This is a genomic window from Burkholderia sp. ABCPW 11, assembly GCF_001523445.1.
Classification (GTDB): Bacteria; Pseudomonadota; Gammaproteobacteria; order Burkholderiales; family Burkholderiaceae; genus Burkholderia.
In genome coordinates this window covers 204,763-229,469 of record NZ_LOVM01000025.1, presented here as the reverse complement: position 1 = coordinate 229,469, position 24,707 = coordinate 204,763, and the positions used below count along the sequence as shown (strand labels likewise).

17 protein-coding genes and 2 pseudogenes are annotated in these 24,707 nt (G+C 67.4%); 12 read left to right on the top strand and 7 right to left on the bottom strand.

Translation table 11 applies throughout. The annotated features are described in order from the left end of the window. Position 1: 1 nt before the first annotated feature. Positions 2–520, bottom strand: a pseudogene (locus tag WS61_RS10060) (STAS domain-containing protein); the annotation flags it as partial. A gap of 114 nt (positions 521–634) precedes the next feature. Between WS61_RS10060 and WS61_RS10055 the strand changes: the two are divergent. Beyond that, positions 635–1,876 (top strand): mechanosensitive ion channel family protein, encoded by a 1,242-nt coding sequence (locus WS61_RS10055; protein WP_059500323.1) that lies wholly within the window; start codon positions 635–637, stop codon positions 1,874–1,876. Positions 1,877–1,934: 58 nt separating this feature from the next. On the opposite strand, the gene WS61_RS10050 is transcribed toward WS61_RS10055, so the two are convergent. After that, entirely contained in the window at positions 1,935–3,356 is a 1,422-nt protein-coding gene (locus tag WS61_RS10050; protein ID WP_059500322.1) for a PLP-dependent aminotransferase family protein, read from the bottom strand. A 151-nt stretch (positions 3,357–3,507) separates the two neighbouring features. On the opposite strand from WS61_RS10050, the gene WS61_RS10045 reads away from it, so the two are divergent. After that, on the top strand, positions 3,508–5,832 hold the full coding sequence (locus WS61_RS10045) for an FdhF/YdeP family oxidoreductase (RefSeq protein ID WP_059500321.1): 2,325 nt from the start codon (positions 3,508–3,510) through the stop codon (positions 5,830–5,832). Between the two features lie 12 nt (positions 5,833–5,844). Further along, on the top strand, positions 5,845–6,765 hold the full coding sequence (locus tag WS61_RS10040; RefSeq protein WP_059500320.1) for a bestrophin family protein: 921 nt from the start codon (positions 5,845–5,847) through the stop codon (positions 6,763–6,765). On the opposite strand, the gene WS61_RS10035 is transcribed toward WS61_RS10040, so the two are convergent. Beyond that, complete coding sequence (locus WS61_RS10035) at positions 6,758–8,809, bottom strand: FUSC family protein (protein ID WP_059500372.1); 2,052 nt, start codon at positions 8,807–8,809, stop codon at positions 6,758–6,760. The genes WS61_RS10040 and WS61_RS10035 overlap by 8 nt on opposite strands. A 146-nt stretch (positions 8,810–8,955) precedes the next feature. Here WS61_RS10035 and WS61_RS10030 point away from each other — a divergent pair, with 146 nt between their 5' ends. The 5 genes from WS61_RS10030 (at position 8,956) to WS61_RS10010 (ending at position 15,522) form a co-directional block, all read left to right on the top strand. Beyond that, a complete protein-coding gene (locus WS61_RS10030; RefSeq protein WP_059500319.1) occupies positions 8,956–9,858 on the top strand; it encodes a LysR family transcriptional regulator in 903 nt (300 codons plus the stop codon). Positions 9,859–10,237: 379 nt separating this feature from the next. Then, complete coding sequence (locus tag WS61_RS10025; RefSeq protein ID WP_059500318.1) at positions 10,238–11,797, top strand: DHA2 family efflux MFS transporter permease subunit; 1,560 nt, start codon at positions 10,238–10,240, stop codon at positions 11,795–11,797. A 279-nt stretch (positions 11,798–12,076) separates the two neighbouring features. Next, the gene (locus WS61_RS10020) at positions 12,077–12,409 is read left to right on the top strand and encodes a hypothetical protein (protein ID WP_059500317.1); all 333 of its coding nucleotides are present in this window, start codon (positions 12,077–12,079) and stop codon (positions 12,407–12,409) included. 123 nt (positions 12,410–12,532) lie between these two features. Next, positions 12,533–14,122 carry an ABC transporter substrate-binding protein gene (locus WS61_RS10015; RefSeq protein WP_059500316.1) on the top strand — a complete coding sequence of 530 codons (1,590 nt, stop codon included), beginning with the start codon at positions 12,533–12,535 and terminating at the stop codon, positions 14,120–14,122. 146 nt (positions 14,123–14,268) lie between these two features. Further along, positions 14,269–15,522: a hypothetical protein gene (locus tag WS61_RS10010; RefSeq protein ID WP_059500315.1), complete on the top strand. Its 1,254-nt coding sequence runs from the start codon at positions 14,269–14,271 to the stop codon at positions 15,520–15,522. An 18-nt stretch (positions 15,523–15,540) separates the two neighbouring features. On the opposite strand, the gene WS61_RS10005 is transcribed toward WS61_RS10010, so the two are convergent. The 4 genes and pseudogenes from WS61_RS10005 to WS61_RS09990 all read right to left on the bottom strand — a co-directional run bounded on the left by WS61_RS10005 (position 15,541) and on the right by WS61_RS09990 (position 20,193). Then, positions 15,541–16,848, bottom strand: coding sequence for an Nramp family divalent metal transporter (locus WS61_RS10005; RefSeq protein WP_059500314.1), 1,308 nt, complete (start codon positions 16,846–16,848; stop codon positions 15,541–15,543). Between the two features lie 93 nt (positions 16,849–16,941). Beyond that, a pseudogene (locus WS61_RS10000) lies at positions 16,942–18,198 on the bottom strand (oxalate decarboxylase family bicupin). Between the two features lie 411 nt (positions 18,199–18,609). After that, complete coding sequence (locus WS61_RS09995; protein WP_059500313.1) at positions 18,610–19,941, bottom strand: type II toxin-antitoxin system HipA family toxin; 1,332 nt, start codon at positions 19,939–19,941, stop codon at positions 18,610–18,612. Positions 19,942–19,944: 3 nt separating this feature from the next. Beyond that, the gene (locus WS61_RS09990) at positions 19,945–20,193 is read right to left on the bottom strand and encodes a helix-turn-helix transcriptional regulator (protein WP_059500312.1); all 249 of its coding nucleotides are present in this window, start codon (positions 20,191–20,193) and stop codon (positions 19,945–19,947) included. A gap of 249 nt (positions 20,194–20,442) precedes the next feature. Here WS61_RS09990 and sapR point away from each other — a divergent pair, with 249 nt between their 5' ends. From sapR to WS61_RS09970, 4 genes are all read left to right on the top strand, one after another. Then, the gene (gene sapR, locus WS61_RS09985) at positions 20,443–21,327 is read left to right on the top strand and encodes a sap1 transcriptional regulator SapR (protein ID WP_059500311.1); all 885 of its coding nucleotides are present in this window, start codon (positions 20,443–20,445) and stop codon (positions 21,325–21,327) included. 17 nt (positions 21,328–21,344) lie between these two features. Continuing rightward, on the top strand, positions 21,345–21,908 hold the full coding sequence (ddpX, locus tag WS61_RS09980; protein ID WP_059500371.1) for a D-alanyl-D-alanine dipeptidase: 564 nt from the start codon (positions 21,345–21,347) through the stop codon (positions 21,906–21,908). A 62-nt stretch (positions 21,909–21,970) separates the two neighbouring features. Next, entirely contained in the window at positions 21,971–23,572 is a 1,602-nt protein-coding gene (locus tag WS61_RS09975) for an ABC transporter substrate-binding protein (protein ID WP_059500310.1), read from the top strand. Between the two features lie 10 nt (positions 23,573–23,582). Continuing rightward, on the top strand, positions 23,583–24,653 hold the full coding sequence (locus WS61_RS09970) for an ABC transporter permease (RefSeq protein ID WP_034204661.1): 1,071 nt from the start codon (positions 23,583–23,585) through the stop codon (positions 24,651–24,653). Positions 24,654–24,707: the final 54 nt, after the last annotated feature.

The following is a 24,707-nucleotide window of genomic DNA, read 5'->3' as shown; positions in this document are numbered from 1 at the left end:
GCTACACCGTGCCCGGCTCCTGCGGCGCGGGCGTCGTGCCCGCCGCCTCGAGCGCCTGATGCAGCGTGGCGAAGATGCACGACGCACCGACCACGTCGGTGATCCCATGACGATCCATGTCCGCGCGCAGATAGCGGTTTACGCGCCCGAACAGCACGCCGATCCCGCGCGCATGCAGCGTCCTGACGAGATCGGCCAGGGTCCGCGCGGCCGAATAATCGACATCGGCGATCGCCCCCGCATCGACGACGAACCAGCGCGGCGGCACCGGCGGCGCCGCATCGACGAGCGCGGTCACTTCGGCAGCGAACAGATGATCGTTCGCGAAGAACAGGTCGGCGCCGAACCGGTAGACGATCAACCCGGGCGCCGTCATCGCGCCGCGCCGGGCGGGCACCGGCTGCCACCGGCCGTTGCCGGCGACGGGTTCGAGCACCATCGTGTGCGGCTGGTAGCTGTGGCGCACGTGCCGCATCAGCGACAACGCAACGGCCAGCAGGATGCCCTGTTCGACGCCGACGGCACGCATCCGGAACCCGATGGCACAATCACGGTCCCTTTCATGCGCCCTTCACCGGGCGTACGTCGCATCGCGGCGCCGATTCAACGCACAAGAAGGCCCCAGTCCACCCCTATGACCCTGAACGAATCCTGGTTGACGCCGCTCGTCGGCATCGTCGTCCTGCTCGCCGCCGCCGGCGCGGTCACCGCCGTCGTCCACTTCCTGCTGTTTCGCGTGGTCGCGCGTCTCGCGCGGCTGTCCGCCACGCGCGTCGACGACGCGCTGTTCGAATTCGGCGCGTTCAAATGGCTGAACCGCATCGTCCCGTTCGTCGTGATCAAGCTCGGGCTCGGCGCGGTGCCCGGCATGCCGGGCCTGGTCGCGCAGGTCGCCGACAAGGTGCTGTTCGCGCTGATCGTGTTCCTCGTGACGATGACCATCAGCGCGACGCTGTCCGCGCTCGAGCATACGCACCGCACGTCGCAGCGCGACCAGCCGCGCCTGTCGCTGAAAGGCGCGATGCAGCTCGTCAAGCTGGTGATGTTCATCACGGCCGCGCTCGTCGTGATCGGCGACGCGACCGGCAAGCAGATCGGCCTGCTGCTGTCCGGCATCGGCGCGATGTCCGCGGTGCTGATGCTGATCTTCAAGGACACGCTGCTCGGCCTCGTCGCCGGCGTGCAGCTGTCGTCGAACGACATGCTGCGGATCGGCGACTGGATCACGATGCCGTCGGCCGGGGCGGACGGCACGGTCATCGACATCACGCTGAACACCGTCAAGGTCGCGAACTTCGATCACACGATCATCACGGTGCCGACGTGGAAGCTGATCACCGAGAGCTACCAGAACTGGCGCGGGATGACCGAAGCGGGCGGCCGCCGCATCAAGCGCGCGCTGTTCGTCGATGCGACGAGCGTGCGCTTTCTCACGAACGACGAGATCGAACGGCTCGAACGCCTGACGCTGCTGAAGGACTATCTCGAGGACAAGGTCGACGCGATCGAGCAATGGAACGGCACGCTCGGCGCGGCCGGCGACTGCCCGGCGAACCGCCGCCAGTTGACGAATCTCGGCACGTTCCGCGCGTACGTCGCGAACTACCTGAAGGGCCATCCGCGCATTCGCCGCGACATGACGAACATGGCGCGACAACTGCCGCTCACGGCCGAGGGCATTCCGCTCGAACTGTACTGCTTCACCGATACGACGACGTGGGTCGACTACGAAACCATCCAGGCCGACCTGTTCGACCATCTGATCGCGGTGCTGCCTGAATTCGGGCTGCGCGTGTACCAGCATCCGTCGGGCTTCGACATGCGGCAGATGGCCGACGCCGCGCAAGCCGGGCTGCACGCGCCGCGCGCGGCTTGATAGCGGCCACGACGGCCGGCCGCCAGCGGCCGTCTGCCCCGCCGTCGGGCAGCGGCGCTCACCGCGCCGCGCACTCCGACGCGAGCCGCCCCAGCACCTTCAGCGCGTCCTCGATCTGCCGCGACCACGGGTAGCTGTAGTTGAGCCGGATGAAATGACGGTAATCGGTGCCGGCCGAGAACATGTGCCCGGGCCCGACCGTGATCCGCTGCGCGAGCGCCAGCGTATACAGCTTCATCGCGTCGACCTGCCGCGGCAGTTCGACCCACAGCACATAGCCGCCCTGCGGCTGCGACAGCCGCGTGCCTTCCGGGAAGAAACGCCGCACCATCGCACTCATCAGGCTCGCCTGCTGCGCATACTGCTTGCGCATGCGCCGCAGGTGAAAATCGTAGCCGTCGTATTTCAGGTATTCGGCGATCGCGAGTTGCTCGATCGCGGGCGTCGCGAGCGTGTTCAGGAATTTCAGCTTTTCGACCTGGTCGCGATAACGGCCCGGCATCGCCCAGCCGATCCGGTAGCGCGGCGACAGGCTCTTCGTGAACGACGCGCAATGCAGCACCAGTCCGTCGCGATCGAACGACTTCAGCGCGCTCGGCGCCGTGTCGCCGAAGTGCAGCTCGTGATAGACGTCGCTCTCGATCGCCGGCACGCCGTGCTTCGCGAGCAGTTCGACCAGCGCGCGCTTGCGCGCATCGGGCATCTGGAAGCCGAGCGGATTCTGGAAATTCGGCATCACCATGCATGCGGCGACGGGCTCGCGCGCGAGGACCCGCTCGAGCGCGTCGAGATCGATGCCGTCGCCCGGGTGCGTCGCGACCTCCAGCGCGCGCATGCCCATCCGCTCGATCGCGTGCAGCATCGCGTAGAACGTCGGCGACTCCACCGCGATCGTGTCGCCCGGCTTCGCCACCGCCTGCAGGCACAGGTTGATCGCCTCGGTCGCGCCGATCGTCATCACGATCTCGCCCGGCTCGACCGCGACGCCGCGCTCCGCATAGCGCCGCGCGATCTGGCGGATCAGCTCCTGATTGCCGGGCGGCAGGTCGTCGATCACGCCCCAGCGCGTGCGCCGCCGCCCGATCGTCTGCGCATAGCGCGCGAGGCGCTGCACCGGAAACTGGGACGCGTCGGGATACGGCGAGCCGAGCGGCACCGCGTCGTCGCGCGCGATCGAGCGCAGCGTCGACAGCACGAGCCGGCTCACGTCCACGGCCGACGGCTCGGCGGCGGGTGCGGAGACATGCAGCTCGGCCTCGGCCGGCGCCGCCGCGCGCGCCCGCACGAAGTAGCCCGACTGCGGCCGGCTTTCGATCAGGCCGCGGCTTTCCAGCACGAGGTACGCGCGCAGCACGGTCGTGACGCTGAGCTGCTGCTGCCGGCTCGCCTGCCGCACCGACGGAATCCGTTCGCCGGGCCGGTACACGCCTCGCTCGATCTGCGCCTGGAGATCGTCGGCCAGTTGTTCGTAACGCTTCACGTGCCTCCTTTCAGCTTCCCTTCAGCAACACAGTTGCGATCCGCATGGTATGGATGGCCGAAACTGTACTCTTTTTTGAAGTGAACAGGTGTACACACAGCGGTACGGGCGCCGCGCGTACTCTGCACGCATCGACCCCGACACCCGCATCATGAAAAAGAAATCCGCCACCGCGCGCATCGAACCGTATACCCATCCGGCCGCCGGCTGGGGCGCGCTGAAAGCCGTCACGATCAACCTGATCAAGGAAAAGGTCGCCGGCGGCAACTACCGCACGCTGCTGCGCCAGAACCAGCCGGACGGCTTCGACTGCCCGGGCTGTGCATGGCCCGACCGCCAGCACGCGTCGACGTTCGAATTCTGCGAGAACGGCGTGAAGGCCGTGGCCGCGGAAGCGACGAGCAAGCGCGTGACGCCCGACTTCTTTGCCGCGCACACGGTGACCGAACTGCTCGAACAGTCGGATTTCGAACTCGAACAGCACGGGCGGCTCACCGACCCGATGGTGTACGACGCGCAGACCGACCGCTACGTGCCGATCGCGTGGGACGACGCGTTCGAGCTGATCGCGCGCCACCTGCGCGCGTTGCCGGACCCGAACCAGGCCGCGTTCTACACGTCCGGCCGCGCCAGCAACGAGGCCGCGTTCCTGTACCAGCTGTTCGTGCGGCGATACGGCACGAACAACTTCCCCGACTGCTCGAACATGTGCCACGAGGCGACGAGCCGCGGGCTGCCGGCGTCGGTCGGCGTCGGCAAGGGCACCGTCACGCTCGACGATTTCGAGCATGCCGACACGCTGCTGATCTTCGGCCAGAACCCCGCGACCAACCATCCGCGGATGATGGGCGAGCTGCGCGAGTGCGCGAAGCGCGGCGCGACGATCGTGTCGATCAACCCGCTGAAGGAGCGCGGCCTCGAACGCTTCGCCGATCCGCAAAGCCCGCTCGAGATGCTGACGATGTCGGGCACGAAGATCGCATCGACGTTCATCCAGCCGACGATCGGCGGCGATTTCGCGCTGATCAAGGGGATGGCCAAGCGCGTGCTCGAACTCGACGACGCCGCGCGCGCCGCCGATGCGCAGCGCGTGCTCGACACCGCGTTCATCGACGCGCACACGGCCGGCTTCGACGTGTTCGCCGATGATCTGCGCAACGAAAGCTGGTCCGCGCTGACGGCCGAAAGCGGCGTGCCGTACGAGCAGATCGACGCGCTCGCGCAGCTCTATGCACGCAGCGAACGCGTGATCGCGACGTGGGGCATGGGCATCACGCAGCACAAGCATTCGGTCGCGACGGTGCAGATGCTGACGAACCTGATGCTGATGCGCGGCAACATCGGCCGCCCCGGCGCCGGCCTGTGCCCGGTGCGCGGCCACTCGAACGTGCAGGGCAACCGCACGGTCGGCATCGAGGAAAAGCCGTCGCAGGCGTTCCTCGACCGGCTCGGCCACGTGTTCGATTTCGAACCGCCGCGCCATCACGGCTACGACGTCGTCGAGACGATCGAAGGGATGCTCGACGGCCGTGTGAAAGTGCTGATCGGTCTGGGCGGCAATTTCGCGATGGCGACGCCCGACACGCCGCGCACGTGGGAAGGCATGCGGCGCTGCGCACTGTCCGTGCACATCACGACGAAGCTGAACCGCAGCCACCTGATCCACGGCCGCGACGCGCTGATCCTGCCGACGCTCGGCCGCACCGAGATCGACCTGCAGGACGGCGTCGCGCAAGGCGTGACGGTCGAGGATTCGATGAGCATGGTCCACGTGTCGTACGGGATGAACAAGCCGGCCTCGCCGAACCTGATGTCGGAGCCCGCGATCGTCGCGCACATGGGCCACGCGCTGTTCGGCAGCGGCACGATCGACTGGCTCGCATACAAGGACGATTACGCGAAGATCCGCGACGCGATCGAGGCGACCGTCGACGGCTTCCACGACTACAACGCACGCATCGCGCGGCCCGGCGGCTTCCACCTGCGCGTCGCATCGCGCGAGCGCGAATGGCTGACGCCGACGGCCAAGGCGAACTTCATCGCGCACGCGCTGCCGACCGACACGCCGATCCAGCGCGCCCGCGCGCTGCACGGCGACCGGCTGATGACGCTGATGACGACGCGCTCGCACGACCAGTACAACACGACCGTCTACGGGCTCGACGACCGCTATCGCGGCGTGTTCGGCCAGCGCCGCGTGGTGTTCGTCAACCGCGACGATCTCGCGATGCTCGGCCTGAAGGCCGGCGAATGGGTCGACATGGAAACCGTGTGGCACGACGGCATCGAGCGGCGCGCGGACGGCTTCCTGCTCGTCGAGTACGACATTCCGCGCGGCTGCATCGGCGCGTACTACCCGGAAACCAACCCGCTCGTGCCGCTCGACAGCGTCGGCGACGTGTGCAACACGCCGACGTCGAAATCGGTGCCCGTGCTGCTGCATCCCGCGGCCGCGCCCGCCTCGATCGCCGCCTGACGGAGCACGACGATGATCGTTCGTCCGCGCGAGCACTGGCTGCGGATGCTGCTCGTCTGGAACGGCTCGGTGCTGCCGACCATCCTGCCGCAGCTCGTGCTGACGCTCGCGATCAGCCTCGTCGCGGTCTGGGGCGGCGGCCGCGTGCTCGGCGAGAAGGTGCCGCTGAACCCGACGCCGTTCACGCTGATCGGCCTGACGCTCGCGATCTTCGCCGGGTTTCGCAACAACGCCAGCTACGAACGCTATCGCGAAGGCCGGCAGCTGTGGGGCGGCGTGCTGACCGCCACGCGCACGCTGGTATCGCAGGCGCTCTGCTACGGCGCGCTCGACCGTGACGACGCCTCGCGCCGCGCATTCGTGCGCACGGTCGTCGCGTTCGTCTATGCGCTCAAGCACCAGCTGCGCGGCACCGATCCGGCCGCGGACCTGCGCGCGCTGCTCGACGGCGCCACTTACGCGCGCGTCGCCGCTTCCCGGTTTCGCCCGATCGTCATCGTGCACGCGCTGCGCGAAGCGTTCGCCGCGCGCGCCGATGCGGGCCATCTCGCCGACACGCGCCTGTGGATGCTCGATGCGCGCCTCGACGATCTCGTCGCGATGGTGAGCGGCTGCGAGCGTATCGCATCGACGCCGATTCCGTTTTCATACGACGTGCTGCTGCACCGGACCATCTACGCGTATTGCGTGTTGTTGCCGTTCGGCCTCGTCGACTCGATCGGCGCGGCGACACCTTTTGTAACAGTTTTCGTCGCCTATACGCTGATCGCGCTCGACGCCATCGCGCATGCGATCGCCGAGCCGTTCGGCGACGGCCCGAACCATCTCGCGCTCGATGCGATGACGCGGCAGATCGAGCGCACGCTGCTCGAACTGAACCGCGAGCCGCTGCCGGCCGAGGTGACGCCCGGCCCGTCCTACCGCCTCACCTGAGCGGCCATCCTGCCCGATCGCGGCGGCCGCGCAGGAAGTCGCCATGCGCGGCCGCCGCATCCGCGATCCGCCGCAGCAGGACCACGCCGTGCAGCAACGCATGCGCGTCGTCGCCGTCGCGCGCGGCCACGCGCCGTCGCAACAGGCCGGCCGCGGCGTCGCAAGTTCGCTCGAGCCGCGCGAAATCCGCCCGTGCGACGCGCCCACGCACCGCCGCCGCCGCACGGCACGCGGCCGGTTCGCGCGTGGCCAGCTCGGCGAGCGACAGCAGGCTGTCGCCGATTCCCCAGATCGCGAGCAGATCGCGCATGTCGCGCTCGATCAGCGTCTGCGGCACGCTACCCGCGAACCCGAGCTCGCGTGCGAGACGGTCGGCCGTGCGGCTCAGCCACACGCTCGCCGACCACGCCCGCGGATCGCGCGCGATCCGCGCCAGGTCGCGGCGCACCGCGCGATGCAGGCGTCGCCGGCTCGTGCCCGGATCGCCGGGAAACACCAGCGCGAATACCAACGCGCCGAACGCGATGCCGAGCAGCGTCGCGAGCGCGCTGTTCAGAAACGCGGCATCGCCGATCCGCGTCGTGTTGTTCGGCGACGTGAAATTCCAGAAAAAGATCGAGAACGCGCTGCCCATCGCGGCCGTGCGCGGATGGCGTATCGCGAGGCCGGTGCCGATCAGGAACACGCCGAGGATGTAGGCCAGCATCTCGAAGCCCGACACCGCAGGCAACAGCGCGAAGTTGCAGACGACGCCCGCGACCGCCGCGCATGCCGTGCCTTTCAGGAAACCGACGATCGCACGCACCGAATTGGGACGTGTCGAGAACAGCGCGCTCACCACGGCCGTGATCGCGACGAACCCGCCGCCCGCCGGCCACGCGGTGAAGATCCAGATCGCCGACGCGGCCAGCACCGCGATGAACGCGCGGACGCCGTTGTGGCACGCGAGCACCGGATCGCGGTGGAACGCGTAGCGCACGCGTGCAGGCGGCGGCACCGGCCGGTCGAGCAATGCCTGGCTCGCGAATGCACGGTCGAAGCCGCCGAGCAGCGCCGACAGCCGATCGAGCGTGAGCAGGCGCGACGTGTCCGGGCCGGCCGGCGCGGCCGCTTCGGCACGCAGTGCGTCGTCCACGCGTGCGCGCAGCGCGGCCATCTCGTGCCCGGCGTCGCTCGATACGGCGACCCGGTCGAGCACGCGTGCCGCCTCGTCGACGAGCGGTTCCGGCGCATCGCCGCCGCGCGCCGCATGCTCGCGGATCGCCTGCCCCGCGGCTTGCGCGGCGAGCACGCCGAGCGCCGCCGCGCGCAGATGGCCGATCATGTTGCGCACCGGCGGCGCGCCGGCCGCCGCATATTCGGCCGCCGTATCGAGTTCGAGCGCGTCCGCGAACAACCGGTGCACGGCCGCGTCGTTCGGCTCGCGGCGCAGCGCATCCGCGCCGACCGTCACCGCGCGGTCGAGATAGCGCGCGAGTCGCGTGCGGACATCCTTCAGCGGCGCGCCGGGTGCGAAGACCGTTTCGAACAGCGCACCGCACAGGATGCCGACCACCACGTACAGAAACCGCGCGACGGCGATGTCGAACGCATGCAGCGGCGCGGATACCGCGTCCATCGCGACGATCGCGGCCGTATAGCCCGCGAGCACCGCCGCATATGCACGAAAATTCCGCTGGAACGTCGCGATGGCCGCGCACAGGCCGATCCACGCGGCGAGCGCGGGCAGGAACAATTGGGGCGTCTGCGCGAATGTGCTGGTCAGCGCGAGCGCCACGGCCGCACCGATCGCGGTGCCGAGAATCCGGTACTGGCTCTTCGACAGCCCCATTCCGCGGCTGCCCTGCGCGACGATCCACACGGTCGAGGCGGCCCATATCGGATCGTCGAGATTCATCCGGAACGCGATATAGAGCGCGGTCAACGACGCGGCGGTATTGCGGAGTGCGAATGCAAGCGCGCCGGGCGGCAGCGTCGGACGCACGTCGCGCAGCGCGGCCCGGACGGCCGCGAGCGGCGGCATGCTGGGGAAAGCGAATTTCATCCGGCGAGCATACGGTCGCGCGGCGGCCGCCACTACGGGGCGCGGGCAGGATGCGTTATTGCGCCGGGCGGGATAATCGGCTCGATCCGCAGCGTTCCGGCCCGCGACGGTAAGATGCGCGCAGGCCAACCACCGAAACGAATCGCATGGACCTCGAGAGCATCCGGATATTCTTGCGCGTGGTGGAACGCGGCAGCTTCACCGCCGCGGCCACGCAGATCGACATGCCGCTCAGTCGCGTGAGCCGCAAGATCAGGCAGCTCGAGGACGACCTCGGCGTCCAGTTGCTGTACCGCACGACGCGCCGCGTGTCCGTCACCGAAGCCGGCCGCGACTATTACGAACGCTGCCTGCGCGCCGAGGAGATCCTGCTCGACGCGGATCGTCAGGTGCGCGCACTGCGCACGGAACCCGAAGGCACGCTGCGCGTGCTGGTGCCTTACGCGATCGGCCTGTTCGAACTGGAACCGGCGCTCGCCGAGTTTCGCCGGCGCTACCCGCTGGTCCAGCTCGTGCTGATCTACGACAACAGCGCGCTCGACCTCGTCGAACACGGCTTCGACGTCGCGCTGCGCACCGGCGTGCTGACCGATTCCGGCTATGTCGCGCGCGCGCTCGGCTGGTCGCACGCGAAACTCGCGGCCAGCCCGCGCTATCTCGACCGCGCCGGCCGGCCGCGCACGCCGCAGGATCTCGTCGATCACGACATCCTGTTCGTCGGCCGCGACACGCCCGGCCTGACGCTGCGCCTCACCAACGCGGCCGGCGACGTCGCCGACGTGCCGGTGCGGCCCGTGCTGATCTCGAACGAATCGGTCACGGTGCTGCGCCAGGCCGCGAGCGGCGGCGGCATCGCGCTGATTTCGACCCACTTCACCACACGGCGGATCGAGAGCAACGAACTCGAAATCGTGCTGCCCGACTGGCATCGCACCGACGACGTCGAGCTGCACGCGCTCTACCCGAAACGCGCGACGCTAGACAGCAAGGTGCGCGCATTCGTCGAGTTCCTGACCGAAGTCTTCACTGCGTGGCGGACCGTGCCGTAGGGCCTGCGATCGATGCACGGCGTCCACATTATTGCGACCCACGAAAGGAATTAATGAGTGCGCAAGCGTTGATCGTCGTTCGCCGCATCGTTAGCCTGTGACGATGAAAAACGACCACACCCGCTACGGCAGCCACGTGCCCGCTGCCCGCCGACGCGTCACGCGCGTCGCGCCCTCCTGACCGGCACCCTCCCGCTCCGCGAAGCCGGCCCCGGCTTCGCCATTCCGATTCACCGTTCGAACCGACCACCGCACGCGACGGCACCGCTCGTCGGGCCGCCGTGCGGCGCGCGCGCGTCCGTCCGTTTCGCGCTTCGCCGCGCGCCGCACGCCACGTGCGGGCGCGGCGTACGGCCTTCGTCCATCACGCAGGAACGCCATGTCCTCTCCCTCGTCTTCAGGCCCGCTGTCGGGCGGCCGGCTCGTCATCGGCACGATCGCGGTATCGCTGGCGATGTTCATGAACGTGCTCGACTCGTCGATTGCGAACGTCGCGATCCCGACGATCTCGGGCGAGCTCGGCGTGTCGGTCGACGAAGGCACGTGGGTGATCACGATCTTCGCGGCGGCCAACGCGGTGTCGATTCCACTGACCGGCTGGCTCACGCAGCGCTTCGGTCAGGTACGCCTGTTCGTCACGTCGATCCTGCTGTTCGTGCTCGCGTCGTGGCTGTGCGGAATCGCACCGAACCTGCCGACGCTGCTCGCCGCGCGGATCCTGCAGGGTGCGGTCGCGGGGCCGCTCGCGCCGCTGTCGCAAGCGCTGCTGCTCGGCGCATGGCCGCGGCAGAAGTCGTCGACCGCGCTCGCGCTGTGGTCGATGACGGCGCTCGTCGGCCCGATCGCGGGGCCGTCGCTCGGCGGCTGGATCACGTACGACTACAACTGGTCGTGGATCTTCTACATCAACATTCCGGTCGGCTTCTTCGCGGCCGCCGTCACGTGGTTCGTGTTCCGCGATCGCGAATCGGCCACGCGCCGCATGCCGATCGACACGGTCGGCCTGCTCCTGCTCGTGCTGTGGGTCGCGTCGTTGCAGATCATGCTCGACAAGGGCAAGGATCTCGACTGGTTCAACTCGCCGGTGGTCGTCGCGCTGGGCATCGTCGCGCTGATCGGCTTCGCGTTCTTCCTCGTGTGGGAGTTGCACGAAGCCAACCCGATCGTCGACCTGCGACTCTTCACGCAGCGCAATTTCGCGGGCGGCACGATCGCGATTTCCGTCGCGTACGGGATGTTCTTCGGCACGCTCGTGCTGCTGCCGCAATGGATGCAGGGCTATCTCGGCTACCGCGCGGTCGATTCGGGGCTGGCCACCGCGCCGCTCGGATTCTTCGCGATCCTGCTCACGCCGGTCATGGGGCGTCTGCTGCCGCGCACCGATCCGCGCTATATCGCGACGCTCGCGTTCGTCGGCTTCGCGGTTGTCTTCATGATGCGCACGACGTTCTATACCGACGTGTCGCGCCGGGATCTGGTGCTGCCGACGCTGTTGCAGGGCATTCCGATGGCGATGTTCTTCGTGCCGCTGACGTCGATCATCCTGTCCGGGCTGCCGCCGGAAAAGATTCCGGCCGCGGCCGGCCTGTCGAATTTCGGCCGCACGTTCTGCGGAGCGGTGGGGACGTCGCTGATCGGCAATGCGTGGAACGACCGCACGATCCTGCATCACGTGCGGCTCACCGAACAGGCGAGCGCCACCAATCCGGTCTTCATGCAACAGCTCGACACGAGCCGTTCGCTGCTGCACCTGAGCCCCGATTCGGCACTCGCGTTCTTCAATGCATCGGTCGATTCGCAGGCGGCCGTGATGGGCCTGAACGACATCTTCTACGTGTCGGCGATCATCTTCATCGCGATCATCCCGCTCATCTGGATCACGAAACCGTCGCGCTCGGGCGGCGGCGATGCCGATGCGGCGGCGGCCGGCGCGCATTGATCCGCATGCGCGGCGCCGGACTGCGCGCCGGCATCGACGACCGCGCGATGCGCCGATAACGGCGACGACCGACGCAAGCGCCCGTCCGGCAGCGGGCGCTTTGTATCGAATCGTTTCAACGCGCCGACGGCGTCAAATGCTGCGGGTATACTCCGTCGTCAGCCGCCCGTTGCATCGTCGTCCGTCAAAAGCGGCCCGATTCCGGGCGGTTTCGTCGCGAAGCTTCGCGTTTCGCCACCCCGCGCTCCAGCCTCGATACGAGACACCCGACGACCGACCATGAAACGATTCCTGCTGCTCCTCCCCGCTGCCCTGCTCGCCGCCTGCGGTTCCGCTCCGTCGTCCGACTCGGCCGGCTCGGGGGCTGCACCGATGATCTACGTGTCATCGCAACGCCCGGCCTACGCGATCGCGAACTGCCTCGACAGCCGCCTGTCGGGCACCGAACGATCGCAGCACAACGGCGTGACGGACATCGCCGTCGGTTCGAATTCGTACTTCGTCACGCTGACGCCGTCGGGCAACGGCTCGGTGATCAAGGTCGTGCGCGGCTCGGGCAGCGAGCCCCCTGAGGAAGCGATGCGCTTCGCGGTCGCGCGCTGCGCGATCTGACGCCCGCCGGCGCGAGCCGCCCGGTCCGTCGCGACGCGCCAACCGGCGCGCCTGCCGAATATTTTCATCCGGGCGCCCGTCGATGAGAGAATCGCACCACGATTCCTTTTCAACGGAGCCCGCATGAAGCACCTGCTGTCCCGGCTGTTCGTCAGCGCCGCGCTCGTCGCGCTTGTTCCGGCGCTGCCGGCGCAGGCTGCCACGCCGCCCGGCATCTTCGTCGTCGCCACGCAACTGGGCGAATTCACGACCCTCGATCCGAGCGGGATCTACGAGCTGGTGCCGTCCGAATACGTCGCGAACACCTACGAACGGCTGGTGCGCGTCGACCTGAAGGACCCGACGCGCTTCGACGGACAGATCGCGCAATCGTGGACGGTCGGCGCCGACGGCCTGACCTACACGTTCAAGCTGCGCCCGGGCCTCACGTTCCACTCCGGCAACCCCGTCACCGCCGACGACGTCGCATGGTCGCTGCAGCGCACCATCCTGCTCGACAAGGGGCCGGCCGGCGTGCTCGCCGATCTCGGCCTCACGAAGGCGAACGTGATGCAGAAGGTGCGCGCGATCGATCCGCAAACCGTCGTGCTCGAAACCGACCGCAAGTACGCGCCGAGCTTCGTGCTCAACGTGTTGAGCGCGTGCCCGGCATCGGTGTTCGACAAGAAGCTGCTGCTGTCGCACCAGCAAGGCAACGATTTCGGCAGCGGCTGGCTGCGCACCAACGACGCGGGCTCGGGCCCGTACCAGCTCGTCAAGTGGACGCCGAACGAATCCATCGTGCTGCAGCGCTTCGACAAATACCGCACGCCGTACCCGATGAAGCGCGTCGTGCTGCGTCACGTGCCCGAAGCGTCCGCGCAACGGCTGCTGCTGGAGAACGGGGACGCCGACGCCGCGCGCAACCTGAGCCCCGACAGCCTCGCCGCGCTGTCGAAGGCCGGCAAGATCAAGGTCGCGTCGTGGCCGGTGTCGGCCCTGCTGTACCTGAGCCTGAACACGAAGAACCCGAACCTCGCGAAGCCCGAGGTGCAGCAGGCGATGAAGTGGCTCGTCGATTACGACGGCATCCAGCGCAACATCGTCAGCACGACCTACAAGGTGCATCAGACCTTCCTGCCCGAGGGCTTCCTCGGCACGCTGAACGCGCGGCCGTACAAGCAGGACGTCGCGAAGGCGAAGGCGCTGCTCGCGAAGGCCGGCCTGCCGAACGGTTTCGACGTGACGATGGACATGCCGAACGACTATCCGTACCTCGAGATCGCGCAGGCGCTGCAGGCGAACTTCGCGCAGGGCGGCATCCGCGTGAAGTTGATCCCCGGCGACGCGAAGCAGGCGATCGGCAAGTATCGCGCGCGCCAGCACGACATCTTCGTCGGCGAATGGTCGCCCGACTACATGGACCCGAACAGCAACGCGCGCGGTTTCGCGTGGAATCCGGACAACTCGGACCAGTCGCCGACCAAGATGCTCGCGTGGCGCAACAGCTGGGACATTCCGCAACTGACGAAGGACACCGAGGCCGCGCTCGTCGAGCCGTCGCCCGCGAAGCGCGCGCAGCGTTACGAAGCGCTGCAGAAGGCCGTGCTCGCGAACTCGCCGTTCATCATCATGTTCGAGAAGGTCGTGCAGGTCGCCACGCGCCCCGGCGCGACCGGACCGGAAATCGGGCCGATCAACGACCTCGTGTCATACCGCACGCTCGCGAAATAATCGCGGCTACCCGCACGCGCGGCCACGCCGCCGTGCAGGTAATCGCCGCGCGCCGCCGGGCCGGCGACGGCCCGTGCGGCGGCGGCGATCTACAATGACCTGCATCGCGCGGATACCGCGCCGGGCACACGTAACGGGACGAGAGCATGCATTCGAACGAGCACGCAGTGTGCGTGGCGATCAACGACAACAACCGCGCGTGGTACGAAATGCTCGTGCCGTTCCTGCTGTCGCTGCGGCACGCCGGCTACGACGGGCGGATCGCGGTGATCGGCTACGGGCTGTCCGAGCGCAAGCGGCAGATTCTCGCGAGCCAGTCGGTCGACGTGATCGACGCGTCGAGTGCCTACGCGCTGCCGGTCGGCCGCTTCATCGAGGCTGCCGAGTACTGCGCACGCCATCCGCAGATCCGCAAGCTCGCGCTGTACGACGCGGACATCTGGTTCTGCGCGCCGCAGTTCGACCTGTTCTCGCGGATCGGCGACGACCGCATCCACGTGTGCCCCGACCCGCTGTTCTGCACGTTCGTCGTCACGCCGCTGATCGGCGAGCGGCGCGACCATCACTGGCGCCTCGTCGTCGACGAAGTCAATGCGCGCCACGGCGGTGCGCTGCAGGCCGGGCTCGTCGCCGGAACCGCCGCCGCATGGGCGCGTTATGCCGGCCACCTGCGCGACTGCATCGCCCGCATCGGCACCGATTTCCAGGAATGCTTCGGCATCGATACGACATTCCTGCATCTGTGGAGCGCACAAGGCGAAACGGCGCTGCTCGACCCGGTCCAGAACTTCGTCAGCAAGTACGGCATTCACGAATCGTTCGATGCGGGCAGCGGCAAGACCACGCTCCGGTATCACGGCGAGCCGATCCGTGCGCTGCACATGACCGGCGACATCCGCTTCCTCGACCGGTGGCGCTACTACGCGAACCACACCGACGCCGCGCTGCGCGACGGCAGGCCGTTCGCGCTGTCGGACGGCACGCCGGCCCCGTCCGATGCGCTCGCCGCACGCATCGCGGCGGCGGATTACGTGCAGTCGGCCGGGCTGAGCGTTGCGTCCGCGGCGATCGAGACGAGCGCGGGCGCCCACCTGCAGGCGATCGACGAACCGGGCGGCACGATGCTCGTCGGCAGCGGGAACCACGAAATCGTGTTCGCCGCGATCCGCGACATCGCACGGCTGAACGTCTACGTCACGCACCCGTCCGGCTCGCCGTCGCCGCTGCTGTGCGAAGTGCTGGTCGACGGCCACGCGCAGCGCAAAGGCACCGAACTGATGGCGCATTTCTGGTACCGGATAGCAGCCGGCGCCGTCGTCACGCTGCGCGCGACGAGCCTCGGCGGCCAGCAGTGCAACGCGATCTGGCGGCTACGGGAAGCGCCGGACATGCAACAATAAGCGCGTGCCCGCACGCGTTCAATTGAACGCCACCCATACCAGGTAAGCATTCAGCCCGACGATCACGACCGTTGCCGCGCCGGCGACGATCCGCAGCGGCATCCGCATCGCGTAAGCGCCCATCACGTCCTTGCGCGCCGACAGCATCAGCAGCGCGATCATCGGCATCGGCAGCACGAAGCTCAGCACGACCTGGCTCGCCACCATCGCCCGCGTCACGTCGCAGCCGAGCGCGACCACCGCGAACGCGGGCGCGATCGTCACCGCACGCCGCACCCAGACCGACATGCGGCGGTGGATGAAGCCCTGCATCACGACCTGCCCGGCCATCGTGCCGACCACCGAGCTCGACACGCCCGAGGTCAGCAGCGCGACGAGAAACAGCGCGCCGGCCGCCGGCCCGAGCACCGGGACCAGCGTGTGATAGGCGTCGCCGATGTCGGTCATGCCCGGCGCGGTCACGTGGAACGCAGACGACGCCATCATCACCATCGCGAGATTCACGAATCCGGCGAGCCCGAGCGCGATCACGACTTCGCGGTTCGAGAAACGCACGAGCCGCCGCCGCTGCGCGTCGTCGCGCGGCGCGGTGCGATCCTGCGTGAGGCCCGAATGCAGATACAGCGTGTGCGGCATGATCGTCGCGCCGATGATCCCGACTGCGATCGTCAGCGCCGCATGATCCGGAATCTGCGGGACCACCAGATGGAACGCGGCCGCACGCCAGTCCTGCGGCGCGATCAGCAACTCGCCGAGATAGCACGCGCCGATCACGCCGACCAGCGCCGCGATCGCCGCTTCGAGCGGCCGGAAGCCGCGCTTTTCGAGCGCGAGGATCGCGCAGGTCGCGAACGCGGTCGCGATCATCCCCGCGAACAGCGACAAATGGCACAACAGCCCGAACGCGAGCGCGCCGCCGAGGAATTCGGCGAGGTCGGTCGCCATCGCGGCGATCTCGGATGCGATCCACATGCCCCACACGACCGGCGCGGGAAACCGGTCGCGGCACAGTTCGGCGAGATTGCGGCCGGTCACGATGCCGAGCTTCGCCGACATCGCCTGGAACAGCATCGCGATCGCGTTCGCGGCCAGCACGACCCACAGCAGCCGGTAGCCATACGCGGCGCCAGCCTGAATGTTGGTCGCGAAGTTGCCGGGGTCCATGTAGCCGATCGATGCGATCACGGCCGGGCCGACGAACGGCAGCAGCGCGGCGACGCCGGTGCGGCGCCCTTCCAGCGCGGCGCGCGCCGCGCCGTCGGGGTGCTCGGTGGTGCGGCCCGGCAGCGCGAAGCCGCCGGCAGGTTTGCTCGGGACGGGAAGCATGGTGGAGTTTCCGTTCGAATGAGAAAGACCGATTCGGGCGCACGTGCCGTGGCCGGCCTGCCGCGTGCCGGCCATGGCAGGACGATGGCGGCGTTACAGCGGCACGACGTCGGGACGATTGCGCGGAAACTGCGCGATCACGTCCGGCGCGACGTTCAGGTGCGCTTCGACGAGCTTCGGCGGCGTATGCGCGAGCCAGTCGGACAACGACACCTCCGCATAGCGGTCGGTCTTGAAGATTTCGAGGAACACGAGGTCGGTCTGGCCGGTGTTCTGCACGTAGTGACCGAGGCTCTTCTTCACATAGCCGACGTCGCCCGCGCGGAAGTCGGCCGTCTGCGCCTTCGGCCCCGTGTCGAACACCGTCATCCGCGCCTCGCCTTGCAGGTAGTACTACCATTCGTCGGCGTTCGGGTGCCAGTGCAGCTCGCGCATGCCGCCCGGATGCACGGTGACGAGCGCCGCCGCGACGGTCGTCGACACGTTGAAGTTGGTGCTGTCCGCGATCCGCACCTCGCCGCCGCGCGTCTTCCTGACCGGCTTCATGTCGCCGAGCGAAAAGACGAACGGATGCGGCGGCACACCGGCCGATGCGGCCGACGCGCGCTGCGCGTCCGCGAGCGGGCCCGGCTCGTCGCCCTGGAAGATCCACAGGTTGTCGAGCGGCACGTTCCTGAACGCATCGGCCGGCACGCCGAAGTTGAGCGCGAGCACGTCGGGCGGCGTATGCGCGATCCAGTCGGTCAGCAACAGCGTGTTGAATTCCGATGCGCGGCCGTTATCGAATGCGAGCAGGAACTCGGCGCCGTCGCGGCCGACGCCCTGCAGCGAATGCGGCAGGCCGGGCGGGAAATACCAGAGATCGCCGGTTTTGACGTCCTGCACCGACGGCCGGCCGAGTTCGTCGAGCACCGTGATCCGGCAGCGGCCGTCGAGCATGATGGCCCACTCGGCCTGCTGGTGCCAGTGCATCTCGCGAATGCCGCCGCGCGTCAGCCGCATGTTGACGCCGGAAATGGTTTCGGAAATCGCGAAATCGTCCTGCGTCACTTCGCGCGCCCAGCCGCCATTTTGAATGCGTTTATGGGCATTATTGAAAGACGCCCAGAATAACGGCATCCCGTTGATATCGGTGGCCGGCGGATCCTGAAAAGACGGAAATTGATTGGCGATGGACGGATTTTTAGGCCCCGGGTCGGTCAGACTCTGGCGATTGCGCGCATTCACCGCGCCTTCCGGCGGACTGTCCGGATTGCCGAACGAGGCGGCCTTGGCCGATACCGCGATGCCCGCGGCAGCAATGGTGCCGGCCGTACCTGCCAGCATCCTGCGTCGAGAAAGATTCGTCATGATTTCCTCTTCATTCTTGCGATTGAGAGAATTCCGGTTACGGAATACTTGCCGTTTTCGGATTATCGAAAATCAAACATCCCGTGACGCAAGTTAAATCCAAATCACAGAAAAACTTAAATGAATTATTAACCTGAATCAATGATTTAATCTGATCGACTTTAATTTTGTAATTATTGCGGTGCGGAGGGACCGGGCGGCGACGGTTGTCGGCGAATCGGTCGGGTGCGATGAATGCGGAAATACGACCGCGGCAGGTCGTGACGTCACGCATGGCGACGGGAAGCGATCGAGACGCCACGTGCGATCGCCGATGCGATGCAGTCGATGAAGAACCGATCGTGAAAAACGGGAAACAAGCGAACGCCGGTCCGTCGACCACCGGCTAGCCGGGCCGCGTCGGGCCGCGGTTTACTCCCGCGGCATGTCGGCGAGCCGCTGCGCGGCGAACCGCAATCCGCCCAGAATGCGCTCCGCGACCCTGGCCGGGAAACCGGGAGGCAGTGCGGCACCGACCGACTCGATCACCTGCGGCGTCGCGGCGATGAGCCGTTCGACGATCGGCGTCGCGATGTCGCCGAGCAGGCAATATTCGGCCATCGCGGTAAAGTGCCGTCGCGTGATATCGCGCATCGCATAGTGCTTGCGCTTGCCGTGCACGGCCATCGCGAGCTTCGCCTTGTGCCACGACCACTGGTTCGCGCCATCGCCTTCGACCGGCCAGATCGACATCACGTCATAGAGCGGCGTGAGGCGGAAACGGCCGCCCGGCAGCAGGCGCAGGCTGAAGTTCTTCGCATGCCCGTCCGGGGCGGCGAGCATCCAGAACACGATCAGGGCGGCGAACAGTGTGTCGAGATCCTCCCGCGCCGTCTCCGAACGGCGCAGAAGGCCGGCCAGATCGGGCACGCCGGGGCCGCCCTGCGACTCGTACTTCAGGTGAGGCGGCACGCCGAGCGCCTGGCAGAAATCTTCCTGCGGCAAGCGCAACAGCCATCCGCCGTCGCGATGCAACACCCGATCGAACCGTTCGACCGACAGTACCTTGTGCGCGCCGAAACGCACGATTTCCGCACCCGCCGCCGGTAGACCGAATGCTCGCAGGATCGCGAGACACAGCCATTCGTTCTCGATGGAGGCCGTGAGATCGGCCCGCTTGTTGCCGACCAGCCCGAGCGGCAACTTGAGAACATGCGTCGTCGGCGTGGCGCCGTGCGGGCGCATCCAGCGCCCGTCGTGAAACAGCAGTGCGGTCTTTTCCTGCGCACCGGCCAGCGACAGCCGGAAATCGTCGTCTTCGGCCCCCGTCGCCACACCGCTCGCCTGATCGAGCACGCGTGCGACGTCCTCGTCCGACAGCGGCGTGCCGTCGATGCGATCCAGGCCAGTCGGCGCATCGTCTTCGCCGAGCAATTGCACCGCCCCGGCGCAATCGCGACCGAGCGCGGCAAGCAGATCGAACGGCTCGGTCGTCGCCGTGCCGAACCGGGCGGCCAATCGGCGCCGAATGGCGTCGCTGTCCGGAAGCAGGTTGTCGAAGTAATGATTGACGCGTTCGCCGCGCAACGGGGCATCGCCGACACCGAACGGCAGCGACAACGACAACGGGCGGCCGACAGCCGACTGCTTCCAGCCGGCGTCGTACAGCAGTTCCATGTCGCCGCGCACGGGAATCCGCCATGTGCCGACCCTCTGGCCGTTCGTCCAGATCGACAGCGCGCGAGTATGCGATTTGCGTCCCATCGCTTACCACTCGGCGGCGGCTGCGTCGCGCCCGTCCTTGGTGCGAATGATGAGTTCGAGACCGTACAGCGCGGTCAGCTCGAGCAATTGCCTGAGCGACAGGCTTTCGGTACGCGTGGTTTCGAGCAGCGACAGCCGCGACTGGCCCACGCCGATTCGCACTGCCGCTTCGGCTTGCGTCAGGCCGTTGGCCTGACGCGCGGAAGACAGGATTTCGCCCAGTTGCGCGGGCGTATTGACGATGAGATTCACGGCGCGTATTCCTGTAGGCAATAAGCGCAGTATATTCCCAACAGGCATAAACGCAAATTATTCCTCACACGCATAAATGCAAAATATGCATGACAGACATAAAAAGGACGCCCTTGCATGCTGCCATCCGCTCTTGAACAGCCCCTATCGCCCATCCTCACACCATAGTTTTTATCCGCTGGCGCGAATGATTTTGGCTTTGTTAGATGGATGACATTCGTTCAACCAACGACAACGATCTAACATCCAATGACTTGCGCGTTCGCCCGTACCGTCGAATCCCGCTATGCCGAGCTGACGCCGACGGCCAAGCGCATCGCGAGCTACATGCTCGCGAACCTCGACCGGCTCGGGCTCGAGACGGCCGACCAGATCGCGCAGCAGGCCGGCACCAGCGGCATCTCGGTCGGGCGCTTCCTGCGCAGCGTCGGCTACCGCAATCTCGACGACCTGAAGCGCGAACTGCGCGGCGGCGGCGATCGTCCGTGGATGATCACCGACCGGCTCGACGAATACCGCCGCATCGCGGGCACGCAACCGGCCGAACGCAACCGCGGCAACGGGAGTGACGGCCCGCTCGCGTCGTCGCTCGAGCGCGAGCTCGACGCGATCCGTCACGTGTACCGCCTGGCCGAAGGCCCGGTGTTCGCGCAGGTCGCCGACCGCATCGCGCAGGCCGACGCCGTGTTCATCCTCGGCATCCAGTCGACGCGCGGCATCAGCAACGCATTCAGCAGCTACCTCGAATACCTGCGCCCGCGCGTGTTCTATTCCGACGGCCAGTCGGGCTCGTACGTCGATTCGCTGAACTCCGAATTCGAGCGGCCGTACTGCGTCGTCACCGATACGCGCGCGTATTCGCGCAGCGCGCGCCGCTATTGCGAGGCGGCCGCCGAGCTCGGCCAGCCGTTCGCGCTGGTCACCGATCTGTCGTGCCCGTGGGCGCGCGAATGGCCGGCCGACCTGCTGCAGGTGAAGACCGACGTCGGCCAGTTCTGGGATTCGCTCGCGCCGCTCACCTGCCTGTTCAACCTGCTGATCACGGCAGTGGTCGACCGCCTCGGCCCCGCGATCGACCGGCGCGTCGCGCGCAACCGCGAACTGCAGCGCACGTTCGATCAATTCGAATCATGAGCGAGCCCACCCTGCCGATGAACGATCACCGCCTCGTCGAAATCACGCCCGCCACGCATCGCGTCGATATCGATCTCGTCTATGCGACCGAGCGCAACCTGACCGGCAAGCCGATCTACCGCAACGCGCACTGTCTGCTGCTCGAGCCGGCCGAAGCCGCATTGCGCCGCGCGGTCGACGTCGCCGCGCAGGCAGGCTTCACGCTGCGCATCTACGACGCCTACCGGCCGCCGCAGGCGCAGCAGGTGCTGTGGGATTTCCTGCCCGATCCGAACTTCGTCGCCGATCTCGGCCGCGGCTCGAATCACAGCCGCGGCACCGCGCTCGACCTGACGCTCGTCGGCGCGAACGGCGCGCCGCTCGACATGGGCACCGGCTTCGACGAGATGGTCGCCGCGTCGGGCCACTTTCACGCGGGGCTGCCCGAGCAAGTGCAACGCAACCGCCTGCTGCTGCTCGGCGTGATGCACGCGGCCGGCTTCGCGCACATCGACAGCGAATGGTGGCACTACGAACTGCCCGGCTCTCGCGCGTTGCCGCAGATCGACAACGCGGCGAGCGGCCCGTGGCGCCTGATGTAACGACGAAGCACGCCCCCCTTTTCCGTTCACGTTCAACGACTTCAACGACCGATGGAGCGCACATGAAATTCCCGACATCCCGGCTCGTCGCGGCGCTGGCCGCCGCGTCCGTATTCGCCGCCGTTCCGCTTTGCGCCGCCCATGCGGAAACGCCGAAGGACTTGTTCGTGATGGCCACGCTGCTCGACGAATTCACGACGCTCGACCCCGGCGAGATCTACGAGCTGGTGCCGGAGGAATACGTCGCGAACACGTACGACCGGCTCGTGCGCGTCGACCTGCGCGATCCGTCGAAATTCAACGGCGACGTCGCGCAGTCGTGGACGGTCAGCCCCGACGGCCTGACCTACACGTTCAAGCTGCGCACCGGCCTCAAGTTCCACTCGGGCAACCCGCTGACGGCCGACGACGTCGCGTGGTCGATCCAGCGCGCGGTGCTGCTCGACAAGGGGCCGGCCGCCGTGCTGACCGGCATCGGCCTCACGAAGGCGAACGTCGCCGCGAACGTGAAGAAGCTCGACGACGCGACGGTGTCGATCACGACCGACCGCAAGTACGCGCCGACCTTCGTGCTGAACGTGCTCGGCTCGTGGTCCGCGTCGGTGCTCGACAAGAAGCTGCTGCTGTCGCACCAGCAGGGCAACGACTTCGGCAACGCGTGGCTGAAGACCAACGAAGCCGGCTCCGGCGCATACAGGCTGGTCAAGTGGACGGCCGGCGACAGCCTCGTGCTGCAACGCTTCGACGGCTACCGGCTACCGCTCGCGATGAAGCGCATCGTGCTGCGCCACGTGCCCGAAGCCGCAAGCCAGCGCCTGCTGCTGGAAAACGGCGACGTCGACGCGGCGCGCGACCTGAGCCCCGACGATCTCGCGTCGGTGGCGAAGTCCGGCAAGGCGAAGGTGGCGGCATCGCCGCAGGCGACGCTGCTGTATCTCGGCCTGAACACGAAGAACCCGACGCTCGCGAAACCCGACGTGCAGGAAGCGCTGAAATGGCTCGTCGACTATGCGGGCATCCAGAGCAACGTCGTGAAGACGACCTACAAGGTGCACCAGACCTTCTTGCCCGAAGGCTTCCTCGGCACGCTGAACACGAACCCGTACAAGCTCGACGTCGCGAAGGCGAAGGCGCTGCTCGCGAAGGCCGGCGTGCCCGGCGGCTTCTCGGTGACGATGGACGTGCGCAACGATTATCCGTACACGGAGATCGCACAGGCCGTGCAGGCGAACTTCGCGCAGGCGGGCATCAAGGTTCAGCTGATCCCCGGCGACAACAAGCAGACGCTCGCGAAATACCGCGCGCGCCAGCACGACATCTACATCGGCGAATGGTCGGCGGACTACATCGACCCGCACAGCAACGCGCAAGGTTTTGCGTGGAATCCGGACAACTCCGACAAGTCGAGCTATAAAATGCTGGCCTGGCGCAACAGCTGGGACATCCCGCAACTGACGAGGGAAACCGACGCCGCGCTCGCCGAGCCGGCCGCCGCGAAACGCGCGCAACGGTATCAGGCGATGCAGAAGGAAGTGCTCGCGCGCTCGCCGTTCGTGATCATGTTCGAGAAAGTCGCGCAGGTCGCGACGCGGCCCGGCGTGAGCGGGCTCGAAGTCGGGCCGATCAACGATCTCGTGTCGTACCGCAACCTGAAGAAGCAATAAGATTCGCCGCATGTCGACTCCCGCCTCCTCCCTCGAAGCCCTGCGCACGCTGCCCGCGCGGCGCCCGGCCGTACGCTGGGCACTGCGCGTGCTGCGCTGGGCGCTCACGCTCGCCGTCACGTTCGCGGGGCTGCTCGCGCTGACGTTCGTGATCGGCCGCAAGGTGCCGATCGATCCCGTGCTCGCGATTCTCGGCGATCGCGCATCGGCCGACGCCTATGCGGCCGAGCGCATCGCGCTCGGGCTCGACAAGCCGCTCGTCACGCAATTCCTGATCTATGCGCGCGACGTACTGCACGGCAACCTCGGCGTGTCGCTGCTGACCGCGAACCCGGTGCTCGACGACATCCGGCGCGTGTTCCCGGCCACGCTCGAACTGGCGACGATCGCGACGTTGATCGGCATCGCGATCGGCGTGCCGCTCGGCGTGGCGGCCGCCGTGAAGCACAACCGGCCGATCGATCACATCGCGCGCTTCGTCGGGCTGATCGGCAACTCGGTGCCGGTATTCTGGCTCGGGCTGATGGGGCTGCTGCTGTTCTATGCGCGGCTGCACTGGGTCGGCGGCCCCGGCCGGCTCGATCCCGTGTACGACGGGATGGTCGACCCGCGCACCGGCAGCCTGCTGCTCGATGCGGCGCTCGCGGGCGAGTGGGACGTATTGCGCAACGCGGTGTCGCACATCGCGCTGCCGGCCGCGATCCTCGGCTACTACTCGGTCGCGTATCTGAGCCGCATGACGCGCTCGTTCATGCTCGACCAACTGAGCCAGGAATACATCGTCACCGCGCGCGCGAAGGGCCTGTCCGAGCGGCGCGTGATCTGGCGGCACGCGTTCGGCAACATCGCGGTGCCGCTGCTCACCGTGATCGCGCTCACGTACAGCAACCTGCTCGAAGGCTCGGTGCTGACCGAAATCGTGTTCGCGTGGCCGGGGCTCGGCTCGTACCTGACCGGCGCGCTGCTGAACGCCGACATGAACGCGGTGCTCGGCGCGACGCTCGTGATCGGCGCGATGTTCATCACCGTCAACCTGCTGACCGACGCGCTGTACCGCGTGTTCGATCCGCGTGCGCGCTGAGGGCCGCTCCGACATGACCGCTTCCGCCCCGCTTCTTTCCCCATCCACCCCGAA

What these genes read in the sequence shown, in the direction of transcription:
- WS61_RS10030 (WP_059500319.1), top strand. Translation starts at nt 8,956, where the DNA reads ATGGACCTCGAGAGCATCCGGATATTCTTGCGCGTGGTGGAACGCGGC.
- WS61_RS10010 (WP_059500315.1), top strand. Translation starts at nt 14,269, where the DNA reads ATGCATTCGAACGAGCACGCAGTGTGCGTGGCGATCAACGACAACAAC.
- WS61_RS10005 (WP_059500314.1), bottom strand. Translation starts at nt 16,848, where the DNA reads ATGCTTCCCGTCCCGAGCAAACCTGCCGGCGGCTTCGCGCTGCCGGGC.
- WS61_RS10040 (WP_059500320.1), top strand. Translation starts at nt 5,845, where the DNA reads ATGATCGTTCGTCCGCGCGAGCACTGGCTGCGGATGCTGCTCGTCTGG.
- WS61_RS09970 (WP_034204661.1), top strand. Translation starts at nt 23,583, where the DNA reads ATGTCGACTCCCGCCTCCTCCCTCGAAGCCCTGCGCACGCTGCCCGCG.
- WS61_RS10020 (WP_059500317.1), top strand. Translation starts at nt 12,077, where the DNA reads ATGAAACGATTCCTGCTGCTCCTCCCCGCTGCCCTGCTCGCCGCCTGC.
- WS61_RS09995 (WP_059500313.1), bottom strand. Translation starts at nt 19,941, where the DNA reads ATGGGACGCAAATCGCATACTCGCGCGCTGTCGATCTGGACGAACGGC.
- WS61_RS09975 (WP_059500310.1), top strand. Translation starts at nt 21,971, where the DNA reads ATGAAATTCCCGACATCCCGGCTCGTCGCGGCGCTGGCCGCCGCGTCC.
- sapR (WP_059500311.1), top strand. Translation starts at nt 20,443, where the DNA reads ATGACTTGCGCGTTCGCCCGTACCGTCGAATCCCGCTATGCCGAGCTG.
- WS61_RS10015 (WP_059500316.1), top strand. Translation starts at nt 12,533, where the DNA reads ATGAAGCACCTGCTGTCCCGGCTGTTCGTCAGCGCCGCGCTCGTCGCG.
- ddpX (WP_059500371.1), top strand. Translation starts at nt 21,345, where the DNA reads ATGAACGATCACCGCCTCGTCGAAATCACGCCCGCCACGCATCGCGTC.
- WS61_RS10055 (WP_059500323.1), top strand. Translation starts at nt 635, where the DNA reads ATGACCCTGAACGAATCCTGGTTGACGCCGCTCGTCGGCATCGTCGTC.
- WS61_RS10045 (WP_059500321.1), top strand. Translation starts at nt 3,508, where the DNA reads ATGAAAAAGAAATCCGCCACCGCGCGCATCGAACCGTATACCCATCCG.
- WS61_RS10035 (WP_059500372.1), bottom strand. Translation starts at nt 8,809, where the DNA reads ATGAAATTCGCTTTCCCCAGCATGCCGCCGCTCGCGGCCGTCCGGGCC.
- WS61_RS10025 (WP_059500318.1), top strand. Translation starts at nt 10,238, where the DNA reads ATGTCCTCTCCCTCGTCTTCAGGCCCGCTGTCGGGCGGCCGGCTCGTC.